Source organism: Xanthocytophaga agilis (assembly GCF_030068605.1).
In the GTDB taxonomy this organism is placed as follows: domain Bacteria; phylum Bacteroidota; class Bacteroidia; order Cytophagales; family 172606-1; genus Xanthocytophaga; species Xanthocytophaga agilis.
Genome location: NZ_JASJOU010000020.1, coordinates 16871 through 34020, shown reverse-complemented (window position 1 = coordinate 34020; position 17150 = coordinate 16871). Strand labels below are relative to the sequence as shown.

Genomic DNA, 17150 nt, shown 5'->3' with positions numbered 1-17150 from the left:
AAACCAGGGGCTTAATTTTGACCAGTCTATTTACTTTTTTAGTGCTTCAAACCCATACAACTTTCATGAAAACTGTAAAATCATCCACCGAAAAAGGTGTTCCTATTGGCCATTTACCCACAAAAATCACTTTGTCTCACTATCAACCCTTATCATTTTTAGTACACACAAGTTTGTCACTTGTGAACAGTTTGTTAGTGATTGCTTCATTTGTATCTGATAGTACCCCGTTATTTTTTAGTATTTCCCCGAGTACCCCACGCCGACCGGGACACTAACCTGCCCTCCACAAAAAAGTACAATTGCTCAGTTGTACGCCCTGCCTTTGCATTATTTTCTGTTTTATTCATTTTTTAATTCGTATCCAGGTATATACTATGGACGCATTGCGCCTATCCCAGCAACTAGAACAGCTACAAACCGAACTAGCCTGTTTGCAGGCAGAGGTCAAACGACTAGAAGCCCTATACATCCATCAGGCTACAGGTCAGACTACACGCATCACGATGGCCGATGTGGAAAATCAACTGGGCGTTTCGCGCTTTCATATCCATAGACTCATAGGAGCTGGAGTGATCCAGAGTGGTCAACGGGTGGGAGCTGGCAAAAATGCTCAGTGGACATTTGAACACGCCGAGATTTTGAAGCTGGTCGACAATCCGTCATACCTCACTATCGAACCTGTTTCCTAAGAGCAGGTAATCCTTTTATCGTTTCTCATTCCCAATGCCCAGGTGTGATCCTAGCTGCATTTGCCTGGTACTTACACTGGGTGGTGGAATTCTATTGCCTAACGCAAATCGTCTGTTTATTCATCTATTCACTCTTTATCTTATCACATACCACTATGCAATACACACTTGTTTATCATGACCTGCTTGACCACTTTGATCTTACAATGCCTGAATATGCGCTGATATATTTGATTGATGGATTGTCGGCTCAAAACGGATGGTGTTTTGCCTCACGGGAAGAGTTGGCTAATCGGGTTCGGATGGGTTCACGCTGGGTATTTAACTCCTTGAATCAATTAACAGAAAAAGGCTTGATTGAGGTTGATGAAAAATCACGCTTTGTCCGGGCAAGCAAAGCCTGGAAAACCGCCTTTCGTAAATGCCAGAAAGAAGGAGGATTACCTATCCCTACTTCTGAGCCAGATGCCGAGCCTGATATTGAAGCTTTGTATAAAATTCACAAGCGAAACATCCAGTTAAAATACAGAGAGTCGGTGCATAATTCATCTGGTGGTCATGCACAACCTACACATGTACAATCTATACAAGAGGCTGTGAACAGTTTGCCGACTGGCACTGAACAGAATCAGGATACTATGCCGTATTTTCACACTACCCATGCAAAAAAGAATACTCAGCCTATGCAGTCTTCACAGAGTAGTTCTGTCCAAACTATGAACGTACCTGTGAAATCTATGCATACATCTGAAATGAGCAAGCAGACAGGCTCTGAAATTCAAACAGAGACCACTGATACAATCATGCAGTTGGGTTATGAACAAACTAGTGAGCAGCTTATGCATTTGGATCGCCTGGCTTCTGAACCAAATGCACACTATAATAACATATATAGTAACAGTAATAATAACACCTATAAAAACAAAAATAATAACAATACAATAACAGAAAAAAGCGCATACGCGCAAAGTTTTCAATTTTCAAATGAGCAGGAGATTTTTAAAAATGAACAAGCAGGGGAGAAGAAAGAAAATTTTTTGAATGACGAAGAACGGAACCAACCTGTTGTAGAAGCCGCTATAATAACCCCTCCCCAGGTTCCGCCTCCCCCCTCCCCTAAGGCTGTACAGATAGAAAATGCTATGCAAAACGTGCATGGCCTTAAAAACGATTCTAAGGCTACTCCAGTCGATCCATGTCTTACGCCCTGTCGAGAGGTCTATCAGCTATACTTCGGGGCTTACAAGTGGGTCTATGGGCGTGACGACAAGTTTCTCAAACAGGTATTGGAACAGATCCGCTATAAAATAGCTGTTCAGTGGCAGCAACCCAATCTGGATCTGGCAGAGATTCCTGATGAGTCAGTGATCCATTCCTTCCAGAGCTTGCTGGAAAAGATTCCTACCTGGTATCGCGACAATGGTTACACAGCGCCAAACGACCTGAATCGGTTTTTCGAAAAGTACTATGCGGCTATCAAGTCAGGTAATGGTGGCGGAGCCCGTTCGTCGTTTGCACCACCCAGAGATCAGGATGAGGAATACCTCCGTCTGATGCGTCTGTGTCGGGATTAAAGTGGATTGTTTGAATAACGGGTCGGACTATAAGACCACTTCCCTTTATTGTCTTCCTGAAAGGATATTCTCTCTTCGCTGTCCTTCTGAAAGAATCTCTTGACAAATAGAGCCGTGTTTGGTTTGTGAGCGAAAGAATATTCTCCAATCGGAGTGGCCGCCGGTCTTGCCACGAGTTCCTTTTAGGAGGACAGGGATAGGGGCAGAAGGACGAGAAAAGATAGATTCTTTCAGAAGGACAGGGAGAGGACGAGAAAAAAAATCTTTTGCTCCCCTTGTTGGTGTTTTCTCCAACCTGAGGGAAGGAAGTCTGGAAAAGGAAGATCCGGGATTCAGACAATAGGTCAATCAGCAGGCAATTTTTTTATGTGTTTTATTCAATAACCAGCTAATTTTTTATCATGTCCCTGATTCAACATCCGTCATTGCCATGCTTGGCAAGCAGTCCCAGTCTTTGAATCTGATTCAGCAAGCTCAATCGCGTATCACAAATCTGCTCGAATGGCTGCAGCAAAACAACCTTCCGGCTCAGCTGACCGTAGACAAAAAATACCAGATCTATGCCCAAACACTGATGGAAGGGCTGCAGGCTATTCCGCAACAAAGTGAAAGTCTGATTTACAACATGCAACCTTTACAGGCCGACTACAGTGTGCTCGTCGGACAGATGCACAAGCATGCCAATGAGGAGATTGCCTCCCGTGCTCCTGCTTTGGAGGTATTTGCTCGTGCCCAAGGCGATGAAATCACCAATCGACTGTTGTTTGTGCTGATCAAAAAGTTTACTGAGTCGGTTACTATCAAACAAAAGCTGACTGTGAAACAAACCACTGCCATGGCAAGTATGGTACAGGTCGATTTTCGGGATCTGTCACTCACCGATGTGCTGCTATGCCTTCGCAATACCCAGAGTGGCAAGTATGGGCAGCTCTATGAGTCGTTTGACTTTGTGAAGCTGGGTGAATTTCTGCGAAAGTACCGTCAGGAAAAAGAAGCGTTACGCGAGCAGAAACACAAGGATCTGAAGTATTCGCAGAGTTCTATTCTGTATGACATTGTGAGCAACCTGGATAAAGCGCCTGAACAGTTCAGAGAACCTTTCCAAAGCCTGTCTGCCCAGAAAATTGCCCAAAGCTTATCAACAGAACAGGATACCCACTCAGCCACACCCGACAGACCCGAGATAGGCGTAGACCTGGATGCAGTGTTTGCAGACACAGGCAAACCTGCTTCTAAGCTACCTCGTCCCAAGCAACTGACAGAGACCCAAAACCGCCAGCGAATCATGGCTGAATTAACGCTGTATCTGGACCATATGACAGAAGAGGAATTCCTCTATTATGTAGATTACTATGAAACCTACCGACAACCCGAACTGGTCGAATGGCTCAAGGCAGAGTGGAAGAAGGTGCAGGAGAAACAGAAAACCAAAGCATCGTAAACAGAGGCTGGCAAAATGTCAATTCTAACAACAATGATTTCGATATCCAGTAGGGGCGATTGGCAGATCGCCCAGACGTTTCCCCTCCGAACGATTGAAAATATACCGAACCAATGCAGGGGCGCACCCATGTGTGCACCCGGTTTCCCACAGACCCGGTTTATGTTTATAAACCAACGTCGGGAAATGTAGGGGTGCCCCTTGCGGGTACCCGTGTTTCCAACAATGAATGTCTGGGATTAATCCGAAATCGTCGTCTAACAGACCCAAATCATTCGTGAACGGAAACCGGGCAGGGGCAAGCCCAGCCCCTACAATATCGTATTACCACAGACATTGTTTGCGGGAAACCGGGCGCACACATGGGTGCGCCCCTACATTGGTTCGGAAAATACCTATGTGTTGGATGGCAACAATCAGGTGATTTGCCATGTGTGAACAGATCTCAGGTCACACAGAAGAAATATCCGAAGTATGGTCAGAATTGTAATGGAAGACAGAATGATTGGGCAACTGTTCAGCAAGGCAAGTGAACAGAAATCGAATCAGTTTACAAAATGACTGGAAGTCTGTTCGCTTTTGGTTTTGACCATACTTCCGGTCGCTTTTTAGTTTGACTGGAACTATGATCACTTTCCAGAAATATTCGAACTCTGTTCACTTTTAATTTTGACCGGAAGTATGGTCAATTTATCCAATGACTGGTATTCTGTTCACTGTCAAAAAATATCCGAATACCAGTCAACTTATTGGCTGACCATAGTTCCAGTCACCAAGTTGTTAGACCAGAATTCCGGTCAGCAGACAAGCAAACGAATGTACACAAAAGAAACCAGTTATACTATGAACCTAAAAGATATCGGCGAACGCATCCGCCTCTTTCGAATGGACATACTCAACCTTTCCCAACGCGAATTTGCTCAGCGAATGGGAGTAGCTCAGGGCAACCTATCCTCTCTGGAAAAAGGTCACCAGCTACCAAGTTGCTTCTTTCCCTGGTGTTTGCATGCCACCTATCAGGCCAATGTGCATTGGCTGTTTACGGGAGTGGGCGAGCCTGTAGTGAAGGGTGTTTCTAGTTGAAGATCACTATCATTTAGATTGCATTATGGTCTATAAATATCAGCGGGAAAAACCTCTTGCATGGTGCACAAGTTGTAAAACCTTTTTCCAGTTCCTGATGAGCAGAGGCTTCCAGAATCGGCGTATTTTTGCATCCCATCCGACCAGGATAGACTTTTGATAGTATGTAAAGTAAGTGTGTGAAAGGAATTATGTTAATGATTTGTTAAAAAGCCAGAAATAGTAAGGTAACAAAAGGGGCATACTTTTGCTTCAAAAACACTTACCATGAAAAAAAGAGTACTTATTATTGCTGTCTTTGCTACTTTTTTATCTTGTTCAAAAGATGAAACTCAGCCATTGGAGTTTATAGTAAATGAAGATCTGTCTACGTATCAAGAAATTGCATCGATTAATTTAGGGGGTGCTGGTGCAGCTGAAATCACTACGTATGATGATGTTACGAAAAAATTATTCGCTGTGAATAATGGTACTACAAATAAAATTGATGTGATTGATTTATCAGATCCCAAAACGTTAAATGTAGTATATTCTATAAGCATGAGTCCTTATGGTGGGTTTGTGAATAGTGTTGCAGCATATAATGGAAAAGTTGCAGCAGCAATAGAATCGACGGACAAGCAGGCAAACGGAAAAATTGTCGTTTTCAATGCGTCAACCTATGCCGAAGAAAAAGTAATTACAGTAGGTGCTTTGCCTGATATGGTCACATATAGTCCTAACGGTAACTATATCCTTTCGGCAAATGAAGGAGAGCCAAATGCTACCTATACAAATGATCCGGAAGGCTCCGTTTCTATTATTGATGTTCAAAATAATTATGCAGTAAAAACAATTAATTTCTCAGGCTTTGCAAGTCAGTTAGCCGACTTAACCACAAAAGGATTCCGCGTTTTTGGTCCTGATAAAGACTTTGTCAAAGATATTGAACCTGAATATATTACCATATCTGAAGATTCGCAAACAGCATGGGTAACACTTCAGGAAAACAATGCGATTGCTGAAATTAATTTAGTAACAGGCACTGTCGCCAAAATTATGCCTTTAGGGTTTAAAGATTATTCGGCTACCGCTAATGCCATTGATGTAAGTGATAAGGATAATGATGTGGTATTCAATACCTGGAAAGTATTTGGCGTATATATGCCAGATGCCATCGCGTATATGAATTTTAATGGCACACCCTATTTATTTACAGCCAATGAAGGCGATGCACGCGAATATACCGCCTTTGCAGAAGCGAAACGGATTTCAAGTTTAAAGCTGGATGAAACTGCTTTTCCAAATGCCACAACACTTAAAACTGAGGCTCAGTTGGGAAGATTAAATGTAACAACCACACTGGGAGATACCGATCAGGATGGTGATTACGATGCTTTGTATAGTTTTGGAGCCAGGTCATTCTCTGTTTGGAATGCTGCCACAGGGCAACAAGTATTTGATAGTAAGAATGAATTAGATGTAAAGGCTAAGGAAGCAAACCTGTATGATGATGGCAGGAGTGATGATAAATCTATTGAACCAGAAGCTATTGCCATTGGTAGAGTCGGAAGTAAAACGGTAGCTTTTGTGGGTATGGAAAGAGCAGATGCTGTTGCCATTTACGATGTGACAAATCCTTTAGCACCCAGCTTTATCAAAGCTATCAAAACGGGTGATGCCCCAGAAGGGGTCTTATTTATTCCCGCATCAAAAAGTCCTGTTCAACAAAGTTTGCTGGTGGTTAGCAGTGAGAATGATGGCTTGGTTAAACTGTATAAAGCCAATAAATTATAAGCCAATCAGGTAGACATAATCTCAGTAGCCGACCAGATACTCTGGTCGGCTTTTTTTGTCTAATGAATTTATTTACGTAAAGAAAAGTATCTGTCTGCTCCTGTACATGGCCAAATGAATCCAGGTGTTGGGAGCAGTACAATGAAAGAGTTTTACTTAAACTGCTTTAAGAATTGAAGGGTTTCTTTTCTTGCGTTTCTTCGAGCAACCATCGTACCCCAGGCAGTACCTCCGTTCTCAAACTGATAGTGTTTGCCATTAATATTCATGCCTCCATTACGGAAAAAACTACTGGCAATGATGGGATAAGAGTCCTTAAAGGAAAGTAGCCAGTGTCCAGCATCTGGGTAAATGACATTGCGGACTTCGTAAGGATAATTTTTATCCTTCAACCAGCCTTCAATTAAGATGGCCATCCGTTCCGAGGGCCACCGCTGATCATCCTGGCCGGAAAGTAACAGAATAGGCCCTTTGCTATTATTAGAAGTCATATTGTGTTATTATATCTTTCTGTAATTTGTGTTATACCTTCCTGATCGTGTGTTAATGCAAGCCAGCAGGTTGATCTACCTTTGTAGTGTAAATAATTCATCACACTAATTAAAATGTAGAAATCATGCAAAAAGTAGCATTAATTACCGGAGCAAGTTCAGGTATGGGCAAATCTACCGCCCACATACTTCATAGTCAAGGATATATCGTATATGGAGCCGCCAGACGGATGGAAGAAATGAATGATCTGAAAGAAAAAGGAATAGGGATAGTTTCGTTAGATTTGACCAACGAAGATTCAATCGTCAAGGCTGTAGACACTATCCTGAAAAAGGAAGGTAGAATAGACATTTTGATAAACAATGCCGGCTATGGTTCGTATGGAGCCGTAGAGGATGTGCCGCTTGAGGAAGCCCGCAGACAGTTTGAAGTAAACTTGTTTGGTATGGCCAGACTGACACAATTGGTATTGCCCAGTATGCGCAAACATCGCTATGGAAGAATTGTCAATATCTCTTCCATGGGAGGTAAAATCTATACTCCGATGGGTGCCTGGTATCATGCGACCAAACATGCCGTAGAAGGTTGGAGTGACTGTTTACGACTGGAAGTGAAAGCATTTGGAATTGATGTGGTAATAGTAGAACCCGGAGGGATAAAAACACCCTGGGGAATCATTGCGGCTGATAACCTGGAGAAAACTTCCGGAAAGGGTGCGTATGCAGACTTTGCCAATAAGGCTGCACAGGTTACCAGGAAAACGTATAGTGGAGACCAATTAACGGATGTAGAAATTTTGGGCAAAACCATTGCCAAAGCAGCAACCGACAAAAAACCAAAAACCCGGTATGTAAAAGGCTATATGGCAAAACCTGCCATCGCTATCCGAAAATGGTTTGGAGATAGATTTTTTGACAGAATGATCATGAGCCAGGTTAACTAAAAACCAATAGCATTCAGAAAAAATGAATCAGGAAATTCAAAACATACGATCCATCAGCCAGTTGCATGAGGTATTTGGATTTGACAAACCAACCCATCCCTTGATCAGCATCATCGATGTGTCAAAATGGGAAATTCCGGCAAGATTTGTAGGTGTAAAATATACCTCTGAATTGTATTCCATTGCGTTGAAAGATAAAAGTTGTGGGTTGCAGTATGGAAGAAACTCGTATGACTTTCATGAAGGTGTCTTGATTTTTACGGCTCCCAATCAGGTGCAGTCTGTAATGAAAGCGCAAGAGCTGAATGAGATTCAGGGATGGATGTTATTTTTTCATTCCGATTTAATTCGAAACACTTCACTGGGACAAGCCATCGAAAACTACCGGTTCTTTTCCTATGATGTGCATGAGGCCTTGCATTTATCAGATGCAGAACAAAAAACAATTACGGATTGTATGAGCCTGATTCAACGGGAAATTTTGGAGCGTATCGACAATCATAGCCAAACGGTTATCTGTTCCTCGTTGGAATTGTTGTTAAATTTATCAAAACGGTACTACGAACGACAATTTAACACTCGTTCCGCACAAAATTCGGATGTGATCAGCCAATTTCATTCCCTATTGAACAGCTATTACAAAGGGGGAAAGTTTACCGAAATGGGGATACCCACAATCGAGTATTTTTCAGATAAGATTCATCTTTCGGGGAATTATTTGAGTGATCTTTTGAAAAAAGAAACCGGATACAGTGCCAAAGATCAAATCAATAACTTTATCATTGAAAAAGCGAAAACATTATTGTTGAGTGAGACCGAACCCGTTAGTGGAATCGCCTATAGCCTAGGATTCAACTATCCCCATTACTTTAGTCGCTTATTCAAAAGCAAAACCGGAATGACACCACAAGAGTATAGAAAGTTGAATTGAGATATGTAGTTGATCAGATAGCACTATGCTGAATTGAAATTGTGTATGTAGTTTCTTTCTCTGGTGCCTGCATGCCATCTATCATGCTAATGGGCATTGGCTCTTTACAGAAATGGGGGCGGTAGTGAGGTGAGAAGAACTTATATGAACTCACAGAATGTTTGCCATTATTCTTGGGAACACATTAGGGATTATATAGGCATTGTGGTTAGTCCAGTTTGTGGGATTCAACCCAGGTATTTTCTCACACCCTTGCTGGTACTTTTATCGGCAAGGGTGTGATGAATGAAGAGGAATTAGGTTTGATAACTTTCAGCTAAATCTACACTCATTGATCAGTGATAGACGCTTACTCTTAATCCGATTAATAAGTCAGACTCTTTTCAATGGCTGGATTCCTGCTATTTTGCCTTTGCTATCAAACACAACCTTTATTAATAGTTTTGGTGGGTTATTTGAATCAAGAGTATCCTTGTATTGTAACATGGTGAAAGAAGTTCCATCAAGTCCTATTTGTACACCACTAAAGTATACTTCGAATGTTTTGGTAAAATCGGCACTATTGGAAAGCATCTCAAGTTGTTGACTGGTTACTTTATCCACTACAAGCTCAGAAAGAAATGACTAGGCCTGTTCAAAATTTTTGTTGGCAAGTGTTTGAAACAGGCTGCGGGCAACCAGAGTTAGTGAATCAATTTTGCCTTGAGACAATTTAGGTGAAGGAGTTAGTTTCTGCTGGGTATTTCTAACATAGAGTCTGATCCTATGAGATGGATTGGTGGTAACCATATTTTTCTTCTCATAATAGTTGGAAATAACTGTGGTTAGCTCTATTTCCGTACTATCATCAGGATTCCAGACATCACGTTTTGTCAATCCACCCTCTTTTTCACTTTTTGATAAAGGACTTAGTTTTCCTTCGCTCTTACTCTGTCCAAACTCTTTTGAGATAAGTTTCTCAAGATCATTATACTTTTGAATCAGGTTTTTCATGAATTCCTGACTCTTCTTGTTGTTTTCCAGATATCCTGTTTTATTACTTTCATCCCACTCATATACTATAGAATAGAAAGTAGAGTCCTTTTCATAGTAAAAATACAGGACTTGTAAATCAGGTATGTTATGTTGCTTTCTTGTAAAAAGAATGGGTTGTGCTACTCCCGCTGGTAGCATATGTTTATAGTTGGTTTTGCTGGGTTCGCTTCCAAGTGTTTGTTCCAGTTTGATTACATCGGACAATTTTTTACGATGTATATCAAATTCATATTCCTGAGAACGTGCGTGAAATATTATTAGAAATAAGAATATAATAAGGGATAGACTTTTCATTTTAATTTGCTTTGTAGAGTAGATAGTTGTGCAATTTGCCTTGTGTTTATTGAATCAAAGTAGATAGATTGATGGCAAAGTAAGAATAGAGATAGTTTTAATCTGATTTAATTTGCCGGGGAGGTTGTTCGTGTAAAGTGGCTCTGTATACATAGCCTCTCAGATACCATTGTCTTGACTTGCCTCCTCCGTTCCAGTAGTTAACTACATCTACCAGAGACGAATCTTCACCTATATAACCCATTATATAAACAGGTTCATCAGTTGGTAAGCCTTGTATCCTGAAGTTAATTATTGGATTTTTACCTTGTTCTACCAATTTATAGTAGGCAATCAACTCTTTTCCATCACTTACATCATCTACAATTAAAGCTGAGTTAATCGGTCCCGAAAAAGTCTCATAACAATACATTTGTTTGTGACGCTTTACGTTCTGATGATAGTAAGAGCCGAAATAATATCCACAGCCTAAAAAAAGGACGAAGCAGATTACAATCAAAACCTTTGTTCCAAATCTCACTTTATATTCAGTTTGCTCTACCAATAAACAATTAGATATAACTATTTGTCCGGTATTTGCTGCCAATATATAGAAATAAATAAAACAAAATAACTGCTGTCAAATTGTGTAATTCTCCTATCAGAAGAAGGAATTGATCTTTCAAAAGTTTGATTACACAAGTGGCTGTAAATCAGAATGAGGTAAATTTTTATGCTACCTTTTTTTCTTCTTCTAGTGCCTACATGCCACTTTCAGGATAATATGTATTGGTTCTTTAACAGAGTGGGGAGTCAGTAGTGAAGTAAAGAATAAATTATGAAGGCCACCCTTCTAACAGGTTGACCTTCATAGCTAAAAATAAATCTGGCAATTAGGCAACCATGTTTTAACATTCGCCTTTGTCTCTTTATCTAGTAATGTATCGAATAAATTTAACTCTTTGAGTGATTGAAGCCTGGAGATTTCAGATGGAATGGTTTTCAATGGATTTTTATTTAATCGTAAAGCCTTTAAGTTACTTAGCTCCAGAACTGCCATTGGAAATTCTGAAAACTGGTTGTCTTCTAAATCTACTATTTCAAGGTTGATCATTTGAGCAACTTCATCCGGTAAACTGGTAAGTTTATTGTGTGTAACGTAGAACTCTGTTAAATTGGATAAATTACCTATTTCGTCAGGAAGGCTTGTAAGTTCATTGTAGTCTATATCCAATTCCGTGAGATTGGGTAAGTCGCAAATTTCATCAGGCAAATGGGTAAGTTGACTATTGTTTACATTCAATCTTCTTAATGAGGTCAGATTACCAATAGTACGAGGGATCGATTGTAGTTTGTTGTATCTTAGGAGTAATTCTGTAAGATTGGTTAAGTGTCCAATCTCTTCTGGTAATGATTCCAGGGGGTTGTGGGTTAGATCAAATTCTTTAAGATAAGCCAGGTTCCCAATCTGAGAAGGCAATGTCTTCAATTGGTTTTCCTCTATATACAATCGCTCCAGATTAATGATTTCAGTTACTTCCAGGGGCAATTCGGTCATCCCATTTCTTCCCAAACTCAAACAACGCAGTTGTGTCAGACTGGCTACTTCTCCAGGTAGGCTGGAAATCTGGTTTTCATCCAAAATCAAGTTTTCCAAATTCCTAAGTTTACCAATTTCAGGAGGTAGCGTAGTTAGTTTGTTATTATTCAGACGTAAGGTTGTTAAGCCAACCATATTACCTATTTCGGAAGGCAAACAAGTCAGATGGTTATCTGGAATATCCAATTCTTTTAGCTTAGGAAAGCTGGTAAATTCAATGGGCAATCTCTCTATTAGAGCAGATATATGTAGAGTAATCAGTTGATCCAGGTTCCAGAATTCCTCTACAAGAACCACGTTTTTATGGATCGTAAATTCTTCCATAGTATAGATATCTACTATCTTTTCAGCTAAGTCTGCTTTTGAAAACCCATGCTTAGCCTGATACAATTGGTTAATATCCCCAACAAACGATTGAATATCTGTAGACGTTGATTCTGCCAATGCTAATCCGAGTTCGATGTTACCTTGATCCCGAGATCGTAGCAGCCTCAGTATATTTTCCTTGTCTGTTAGTTTATCCATTGGGCAATGATTTTTTCCTGGCAATATACAGGACTTTCTTTTCAGGAAGTAATAGAAATGATTGTTCCTAGCTCTCATGTTACCTTATCAGGTCAATATGTATTGATTCTTTACAGAAGATGAGAAGTCTGTACGAGAGTAGTAAAAGCAAGCCTTTTCTGATGAGATTTAGATTGTTATCAATTATAAAACAGCTACCTGAGTTTGGTAGCTGTTTTGTCTGAATTACCTGATTAGTGAATATATTCTCGGCCTTCCCATTTACCAGTTAATTTCCATAATTCATAAAAAACTAACCATTCTACAATCCAAGGAACAATCCACTCTGAGATTTTGGTTGGTAATTTCCAGTCTAGATCACTTGGGTGATGAAGACAAAGGCTATTATCTGCATGAACATGTATCTCTGAATTATACTCAATCAAAGGATCTTCTATGAATACTTTGGGAGTATAACCTGCTTGGTACTCAATTCGTATCTGATAAGATTGGTAGAAGTTCAAAGGCTTAATTATTGCTTTGCAGATTAGCTTATTGCCTTTGATTATACATTGAAAGGCAGGAAAGCTTGCTATCAGAAATATTTTTTGCCTGATCAAACTATATTGTTCAATGGCATTTATATGTTCTGCTTTTGGCAATGCATGTCCTGCTGATCTGAAAAATTGATGAGGTTGATTTTTAACGCCTATAGATTGAACACCAACTTTAAAGTCAGAAGAGGTATAAGCTATACCTGATGAAATAATTTGGCTGTTCTGTCGTAGGCTTTCCAGTTTTTCTTTTATTTCTATCTCTGGAAATCTGGTTCCTAAATTCTCTGCCCATAAATCAACCGCCTCTTCTTCAGATTTAGTAGAGATAGCTTCTTCTCCGTCCTCAATCAAATCATCAAGTGCTTGGAGAAAGTTTTTTTTGACCGTCTCAGTATACTTTTCGAATAAATCATCTTTAGGAGTGGTGGGCATTTTACATTGCCAGTACGCACCTAAGAACTTTTGATCATCTACCTCCTCCTGAATAGCTTTAAGCGTGTTTAATAATGCCAAGTCATCTCGCTTATTGTAGCAAATATGATTTGCGGCTAAGACACTCATACAAAGTCCGCTAGGCATTTTAAAAGATTGATAATCACACCAGGCTTTAAGATATTTGATTATACGGACTAGTTGACCTTTTTTGTCCTTCTTTCCTTTGAGCCATTCAACAAACTCTTTTGGATCACTTTTTATCCATCCTTCATTTTTTACAGCAAGATAAGGGTGTTCATCTCCAGGAGCTAGATAGTATACTGGAATATCTATGTGATATTTTGCTGAGAAAATAACCCGAATACATTTTTTTCTGTGTTCTACTTTGAATGAAGTGTGGCCATCTACCGCCTCCAGTATCCATTTCTGAAGAGTTGTTGGGGTTACATCTGGAGTACAAAGGAAATAAACTCCATCATCTAAATCACACCAATCATCTTCTGTCCTTGTACTTGAACCATGTTTGTACGATCCCTGAATATAAAAATATGGCTTATATTCAGAATGTAATTCTTCAAATGTTTCTTTGATTAGTTTTCTGATCGCATTTTTTGAAGTCATCATTTTCTGCTTTTTGGAAGGGCAGATAGAAATATTATTATGGAATATTTCAAAAAGTGTATGAAGATTAGCCATTGGTTACATACGTTTTAAAGGTTTCAAAGAAAGGATTTACTAAGTAGCTTTGAGCTGCTCTATAATCATATCCAACTCTATTACCAAAGAAACATAGTGTCTCAATAGCTCTAGGTGTAGCCAAGTCAAGATCAATATCTTTACAATGTTGTGCAGATAAATCTTGTGGAGAGCAAATCCGATGATAATATCCACCTAGTTTATTGTTGACTAATCGTTTACAGAAATGATCTGAAAATTGCATTTGTCCTGTTATCCCAATACTTGAAAGTGCGCCACCCCATTGTAAGAAAGACCTTTTAGGATTACTTTTCATTGATTCACCACTAGGGGGATTAATACAGGCAATTGACAGAACTTGTATTTCTTCAAATTGAATGTGCCTATCACCTGTATGGATAATCTTGTCTTGTACAACAAAATGATCTATAGCTTCACAAATACCTGCCAACACAGGATTATTAAGCCATACACCGCCATCAATACATTGCATCTGATCTATAGTATGAATGGGAAAATATGTTGGCGCTGCACTTGTTGCTAAAGCAACATCAACCATCTTGATATTACCATCTCTATGATAGTTACCTTCCTTGTGTGGATACTTAAATACAATAGGTCCACCACATCCAATGTTAAATGCAGGAATGCATAACAGATTATGAGCATCCTTCATTTTTCGATCAGTTCCAAGCACATTTTCAATAGCAGTTTTTAGTACTGTATTATCATATTTTCCCTTATGCAGAATCTGTTTGATCTTGCCAGATACTCGTTTCACTAAAGACTGACGATGAAAGATCTTAGGCCCATCTGCTTTATAAAAGTTAACAATTTCGGCAGCAGGTACTTTTGAAGTTAGAGCTAATGCCATTAATCCACCTGTAGATGTTCCTGTTATCAGATCAAAATAATCTGCAATAGGATTTCCATAGGCTTCTTCAAGATGTTGGAGAATAAGAGCAGTATAAAGTCCTTTAATTCCACCGCCATCTAAAGAGAGGATTTTGAAAGGCTTTTTCTCAATAATAGGTAATATGATTTCATCTGAACTCAAATCTGTGAGTCCGGTTACTGTGTTTGACATTGTACGATAATTTTAGTTAATGTAAGGCATGCTAATACACTTATGTAAGCGTACATAACCTCCTTGCCTTCTTTACAGAGGCATAGGCAAATCGAAAGCGAACTTGAGGGAGAGAAGAAAGATTTTGCCTGATTGTTATTGCAAATGTCGAAATTGAAGATTTACTTTGGTGCCAATCACGGTTTCTTCCAGGTTCTCCTTAATGATTCTGTGGGTCTTCCTCAGCAAGAAGAATAATACAGGGTATCGGACTCCGACCTCCGATACCTATACTTCCCTTAGTGTCTTTGTTAAGTCATATCTGTAAAGGTTATAATTAATTAATACTTCTCTTAACTTCTACTACAAAGGTAAAAGTGAGCCTAAAGATATTACCCACAAAATATTGTGGATAACTTGAGGATAAGTGTTGTTTGTTGTTAATATGCTTATAATCAATAATATGAGTGCTACTCATTTTAACAAAAACTTAACACTAATTATCATATATGGTAATATCTTGGCAATTACACCTCATTTCTTACACTGTAATATCTTTATCTTTTATTGCATGATGTATCATTTTTGGTTATAATATACTGTGATTTTATGCTGTATTATTAAAGGTTATTATACTAAATAATTAACTCGCTAATTTGTAACTACGATATTAATAAACCCCGCTGACCATAGATTGGATCATCCGAGCTACGGTCAGTTTTGTCTTCTCCAAATCCCAATCTTTGTATCACTCATCCGGTCAGAAAAAGACAACGCAATACACATTTACCAAGCTATCTCTGGCTACTTTTTCAGACACAATCACCTATCTACTACTGGTCGTCGATTTGTAAAGTGATTTTGTAAGGCTTCTTAGAAAGTGGAGAAAGAATTACCTTTGACTAATCACATTCTATAGAAAATGAATAAACCAGTAGAAACAGTCACTTTACAAACCTTAGAGTTAGGAGGCATCTATAAGACCATTTATGATTCAAGGCCGTATCGAGTGCTGGCGTTTGATGAAATAGAAGTACTTTGTGATTGTTCAAATACTTCCCTTTCTTACTGGAAGTTTGTGAATCCAAGGGCTCGATATTATTATTATCGTATGCCAACAGCTTTATTTCTGGATAATGTTACATTTCTGAAAAGTCAACCATTATCGGAAACTGAGAGCAATATGTATATGCCTCAACTTCCTTTAAGAGCATGCCGCCATCCAACATGGACATGGACTTCTGAAACTTACTCTTTTAATGATATTCTAAACCACCCAGCTCTACTGGATGTCAAAGAAGCTAAGACTCTCGTTTTGCCTGTTCCTGAAATAGTTATCTATCCCTATGGTCCCAAAAGAGGGTTGCGGAAACCTGTTACTGTTCAGGCACTGGATAACAAAGGATTTTCATGGATAGAACTACTCTGGCAGGCACATCTTGTGCAAGCTGCTCATATTCATCAACCACAGTCACCAGGTGTAGGTATTTACCGACTAGGATCTGAAAAACGAAAAGCATCCTATTACATTGAGGGATATTATGATAGAGCAGGCTTTATTCCGAAAGAATGATTTTGACTGTTTCGGATCAAATAAAAACTTCCATATCAATCTTTCTTGTGTGTAATCCTATATATTGCTACAATACTCGAAACTACTAAAGGCATTTTGGGTGTAAATATGTTGGTGGTAATTGAAAAAAGATGATAAAAATACTTTTGCAAAACATCCTAATTGAATTAATGACCTTTGTTTTAATGGGTTATTGGACATCAGGCTTAAATCCATTTTTAGCTACTATCATCGCAATCAGTAGTGGAGCTATCTTAATTGTTTTACTTTTTACAAGCATAAAAAGCATTGTCAAGGCTATTGGAACAAAAAACAAACTAGTAAGGATAATGCTTTTGGGAATGGCTCTACTGACTCCAATTATCCTTTACAGCTGTGAAACGAGCCAAAAGTGGCAAAATTCTTTTCCTAGAAGGTATTATATGAATAAAAAGTAAAACGTATGCATCCGAGCAACTACATGTCCTCGCTTGGATGCA

Annotated in this window: 16 protein-coding genes; 9 read left to right on the top strand and 7 right to left on the bottom strand. The window is 39.2% G+C overall.

Translation table 11 applies throughout. The annotated features are described in order from the left end of the window. Positions 1–377: 377 nt before the first annotated feature. The 5 genes from QNI22_RS35640 (at position 378) to QNI22_RS35620 (ending at position 6566) form a co-directional block, all read left to right on the top strand. The gene (locus QNI22_RS35640) at positions 378–692 is read left to right on the top strand and encodes a hypothetical protein (RefSeq protein WP_314518822.1); all 315 of its coding nucleotides are present in this window, start codon (positions 378–380) and stop codon (positions 690–692) included. A gap of 155 nt (positions 693–847) precedes the next feature. Then, the gene (locus tag QNI22_RS35635; RefSeq protein ID WP_314518821.1) at positions 848–2266 is read left to right on the top strand and encodes a hypothetical protein; all 1419 of its coding nucleotides are present in this window, start codon (positions 848–850) and stop codon (positions 2264–2266) included. Positions 2267–2696: 430 nt separating this feature from the next. Further along, positions 2697–3707, top strand: a complete 1011-nt coding sequence (locus QNI22_RS35630; RefSeq protein ID WP_314518819.1) for a hypothetical protein — start codon at positions 2697–2699, stop codon at positions 3705–3707. Positions 3708–4550: 843 nt separating this feature from the next. Then, positions 4551–4790 (top strand): helix-turn-helix domain-containing protein, encoded by a 240-nt coding sequence (locus tag QNI22_RS35625; protein ID WP_314518817.1) that lies wholly within the window; start codon positions 4551–4553, stop codon positions 4788–4790. 267 nt (positions 4791–5057) lie between these two features. Then, positions 5058–6566, top strand: coding sequence for a choice-of-anchor I family protein (locus QNI22_RS35620; RefSeq protein WP_314518815.1), 1509 nt, complete (start codon positions 5058–5060; stop codon positions 6564–6566). Between the two features lie 152 nt (positions 6567–6718). Here QNI22_RS35620 and QNI22_RS35615 read toward each other — a convergent pair whose 3' ends face one another. After that, entirely contained in the window at positions 6719–7057 is a 339-nt protein-coding gene (locus QNI22_RS35615) for an acyl-CoA thioester hydrolase/BAAT C-terminal domain-containing protein (RefSeq protein WP_314518814.1), read from the bottom strand. Positions 7058–7182: 125 nt separating this feature from the next. On the opposite strand from QNI22_RS35615, the gene QNI22_RS35610 reads away from it, so the two are divergent. After that, a complete protein-coding gene (locus QNI22_RS35610; RefSeq protein ID WP_314518811.1) occupies positions 7183–8001 on the top strand; it encodes an oxidoreductase in 819 nt (272 codons plus the stop codon). Positions 8002–8023: 22 nt separating this feature from the next. Then, positions 8024–8932 (top strand): helix-turn-helix domain-containing protein, encoded by a 909-nt coding sequence (locus tag QNI22_RS35605; RefSeq protein WP_314518808.1) that lies wholly within the window; start codon positions 8024–8026, stop codon positions 8930–8932. 372 nt (positions 8933–9304) lie between these two features. Here the strand turns inward: QNI22_RS35605 and QNI22_RS35600 are convergent, their stop codons facing one another. The 6 genes from QNI22_RS35600 to QNI22_RS35575 all read right to left on the bottom strand — a co-directional run bounded on the left by QNI22_RS35600 (position 9305) and on the right by QNI22_RS35575 (position 15119). Beyond that, positions 9305–9505, bottom strand: coding sequence for a hypothetical protein (locus tag QNI22_RS35600; protein ID WP_314518806.1), 201 nt, complete (start codon positions 9503–9505; stop codon positions 9305–9307). 51 nt (positions 9506–9556) lie between these two features. Continuing rightward, on the bottom strand, positions 9557–10261 hold the full coding sequence (locus tag QNI22_RS35595; protein WP_314518803.1) for a hypothetical protein: 705 nt from the start codon (positions 10259–10261) through the stop codon (positions 9557–9559). Positions 10262–10358: 97 nt separating this feature from the next. Next, positions 10359–10781, bottom strand: coding sequence for a hypothetical protein (locus QNI22_RS35590; protein WP_314518800.1), 423 nt, complete (start codon positions 10779–10781; stop codon positions 10359–10361). Between the two features lie 333 nt (positions 10782–11114). Beyond that, the gene (locus QNI22_RS35585) at positions 11115–12365 is read right to left on the bottom strand and encodes a leucine-rich repeat domain-containing protein (RefSeq protein WP_314518797.1); all 1251 of its coding nucleotides are present in this window, start codon (positions 12363–12365) and stop codon (positions 11115–11117) included. Between the two features lie 233 nt (positions 12366–12598). Continuing rightward, entirely contained in the window at positions 12599–14032 is a 1434-nt protein-coding gene (locus tag QNI22_RS35580) for a type II CBASS E2 protein (protein WP_314518796.1), read from the bottom strand. After that, a complete protein-coding gene (locus QNI22_RS35575; protein ID WP_314518795.1) occupies positions 14025–15119 on the bottom strand; it encodes a CBASS cGAMP-activated phospholipase in 1095 nt (364 codons plus the stop codon). Before QNI22_RS35575 ends, QNI22_RS35580 begins: the two co-directional genes overlap by 8 nt. 901 nt (positions 15120–16020) lie before the next feature. Between QNI22_RS35575 and QNI22_RS35570 the strand changes: the two genes are divergently transcribed. Both QNI22_RS35570 and QNI22_RS35565 read left to right on the top strand, forming a co-directional pair. Next, on the top strand, positions 16021–16671 hold the full coding sequence (locus QNI22_RS35570; RefSeq protein WP_314518793.1) for a hypothetical protein: 651 nt from the start codon (positions 16021–16023) through the stop codon (positions 16669–16671). Positions 16672–16802: 131 nt separating this feature from the next. Continuing rightward, complete coding sequence (locus tag QNI22_RS35565) at positions 16803–17108, top strand: hypothetical protein (RefSeq protein ID WP_314518791.1); 306 nt, start codon at positions 16803–16805, stop codon at positions 17106–17108. Positions 17109–17150: the final 42 nt, after the last annotated feature.

What these genes read in the sequence shown, in the direction of transcription:
- QNI22_RS35625 (WP_314518817.1), top strand. Translation starts at nt 4,551, where the DNA reads ATGAACCTAAAAGATATCGGCGAACGCATCCGCCTCTTTCGAATGGAC.
- QNI22_RS35565 (WP_314518791.1), top strand. Translation starts at nt 16,803, where the DNA reads ATGATAAAAATACTTTTGCAAAACATCCTAATTGAATTAATGACCTTT.
- QNI22_RS35570 (WP_314518793.1), top strand. Translation starts at nt 16,021, where the DNA reads ATGAATAAACCAGTAGAAACAGTCACTTTACAAACCTTAGAGTTAGGA.
- QNI22_RS35630 (WP_314518819.1), top strand. Translation starts at nt 2,697, where the DNA reads ATGCTTGGCAAGCAGTCCCAGTCTTTGAATCTGATTCAGCAAGCTCAA.
- QNI22_RS35620 (WP_314518815.1), top strand. Translation starts at nt 5,058, where the DNA reads ATGAAAAAAAGAGTACTTATTATTGCTGTCTTTGCTACTTTTTTATCT.
- QNI22_RS35640 (WP_314518822.1), top strand. Translation starts at nt 378, where the DNA reads ATGGACGCATTGCGCCTATCCCAGCAACTAGAACAGCTACAAACCGAA.
- QNI22_RS35580 (WP_314518796.1), bottom strand. Translation starts at nt 14,032, where the DNA reads ATGGCTAATCTTCATACACTTTTTGAAATATTCCATAATAATATTTCT.
- QNI22_RS35605 (WP_314518808.1), top strand. Translation starts at nt 8,024, where the DNA reads ATGAATCAGGAAATTCAAAACATACGATCCATCAGCCAGTTGCATGAG.
- QNI22_RS35575 (WP_314518795.1), bottom strand. Translation starts at nt 15,119, where the DNA reads ATGTCAAACACAGTAACCGGACTCACAGATTTGAGTTCAGATGAAATC.
- QNI22_RS35610 (WP_314518811.1), top strand. Translation starts at nt 7,183, where the DNA reads ATGCAAAAAGTAGCATTAATTACCGGAGCAAGTTCAGGTATGGGCAAA.
- QNI22_RS35615 (WP_314518814.1), bottom strand. Translation starts at nt 7,057, where the DNA reads ATGACTTCTAATAATAGCAAAGGGCCTATTCTGTTACTTTCCGGCCAG.
- QNI22_RS35635 (WP_314518821.1), top strand. Translation starts at nt 848, where the DNA reads ATGCAATACACACTTGTTTATCATGACCTGCTTGACCACTTTGATCTT.
- QNI22_RS35600 (WP_314518806.1), bottom strand. Translation starts at nt 9,505, where the DNA reads ATGCTTTCCAATAGTGCCGATTTTACCAAAACATTCGAAGTATACTTT.
- QNI22_RS35585 (WP_314518797.1), bottom strand. Translation starts at nt 12,365, where the DNA reads ATGGATAAACTAACAGACAAGGAAAATATACTGAGGCTGCTACGATCT.
- QNI22_RS35595 (WP_314518803.1), bottom strand. Translation starts at nt 10,261, where the DNA reads ATGAAAAGTCTATCCCTTATTATATTCTTATTTCTAATAATATTTCAC.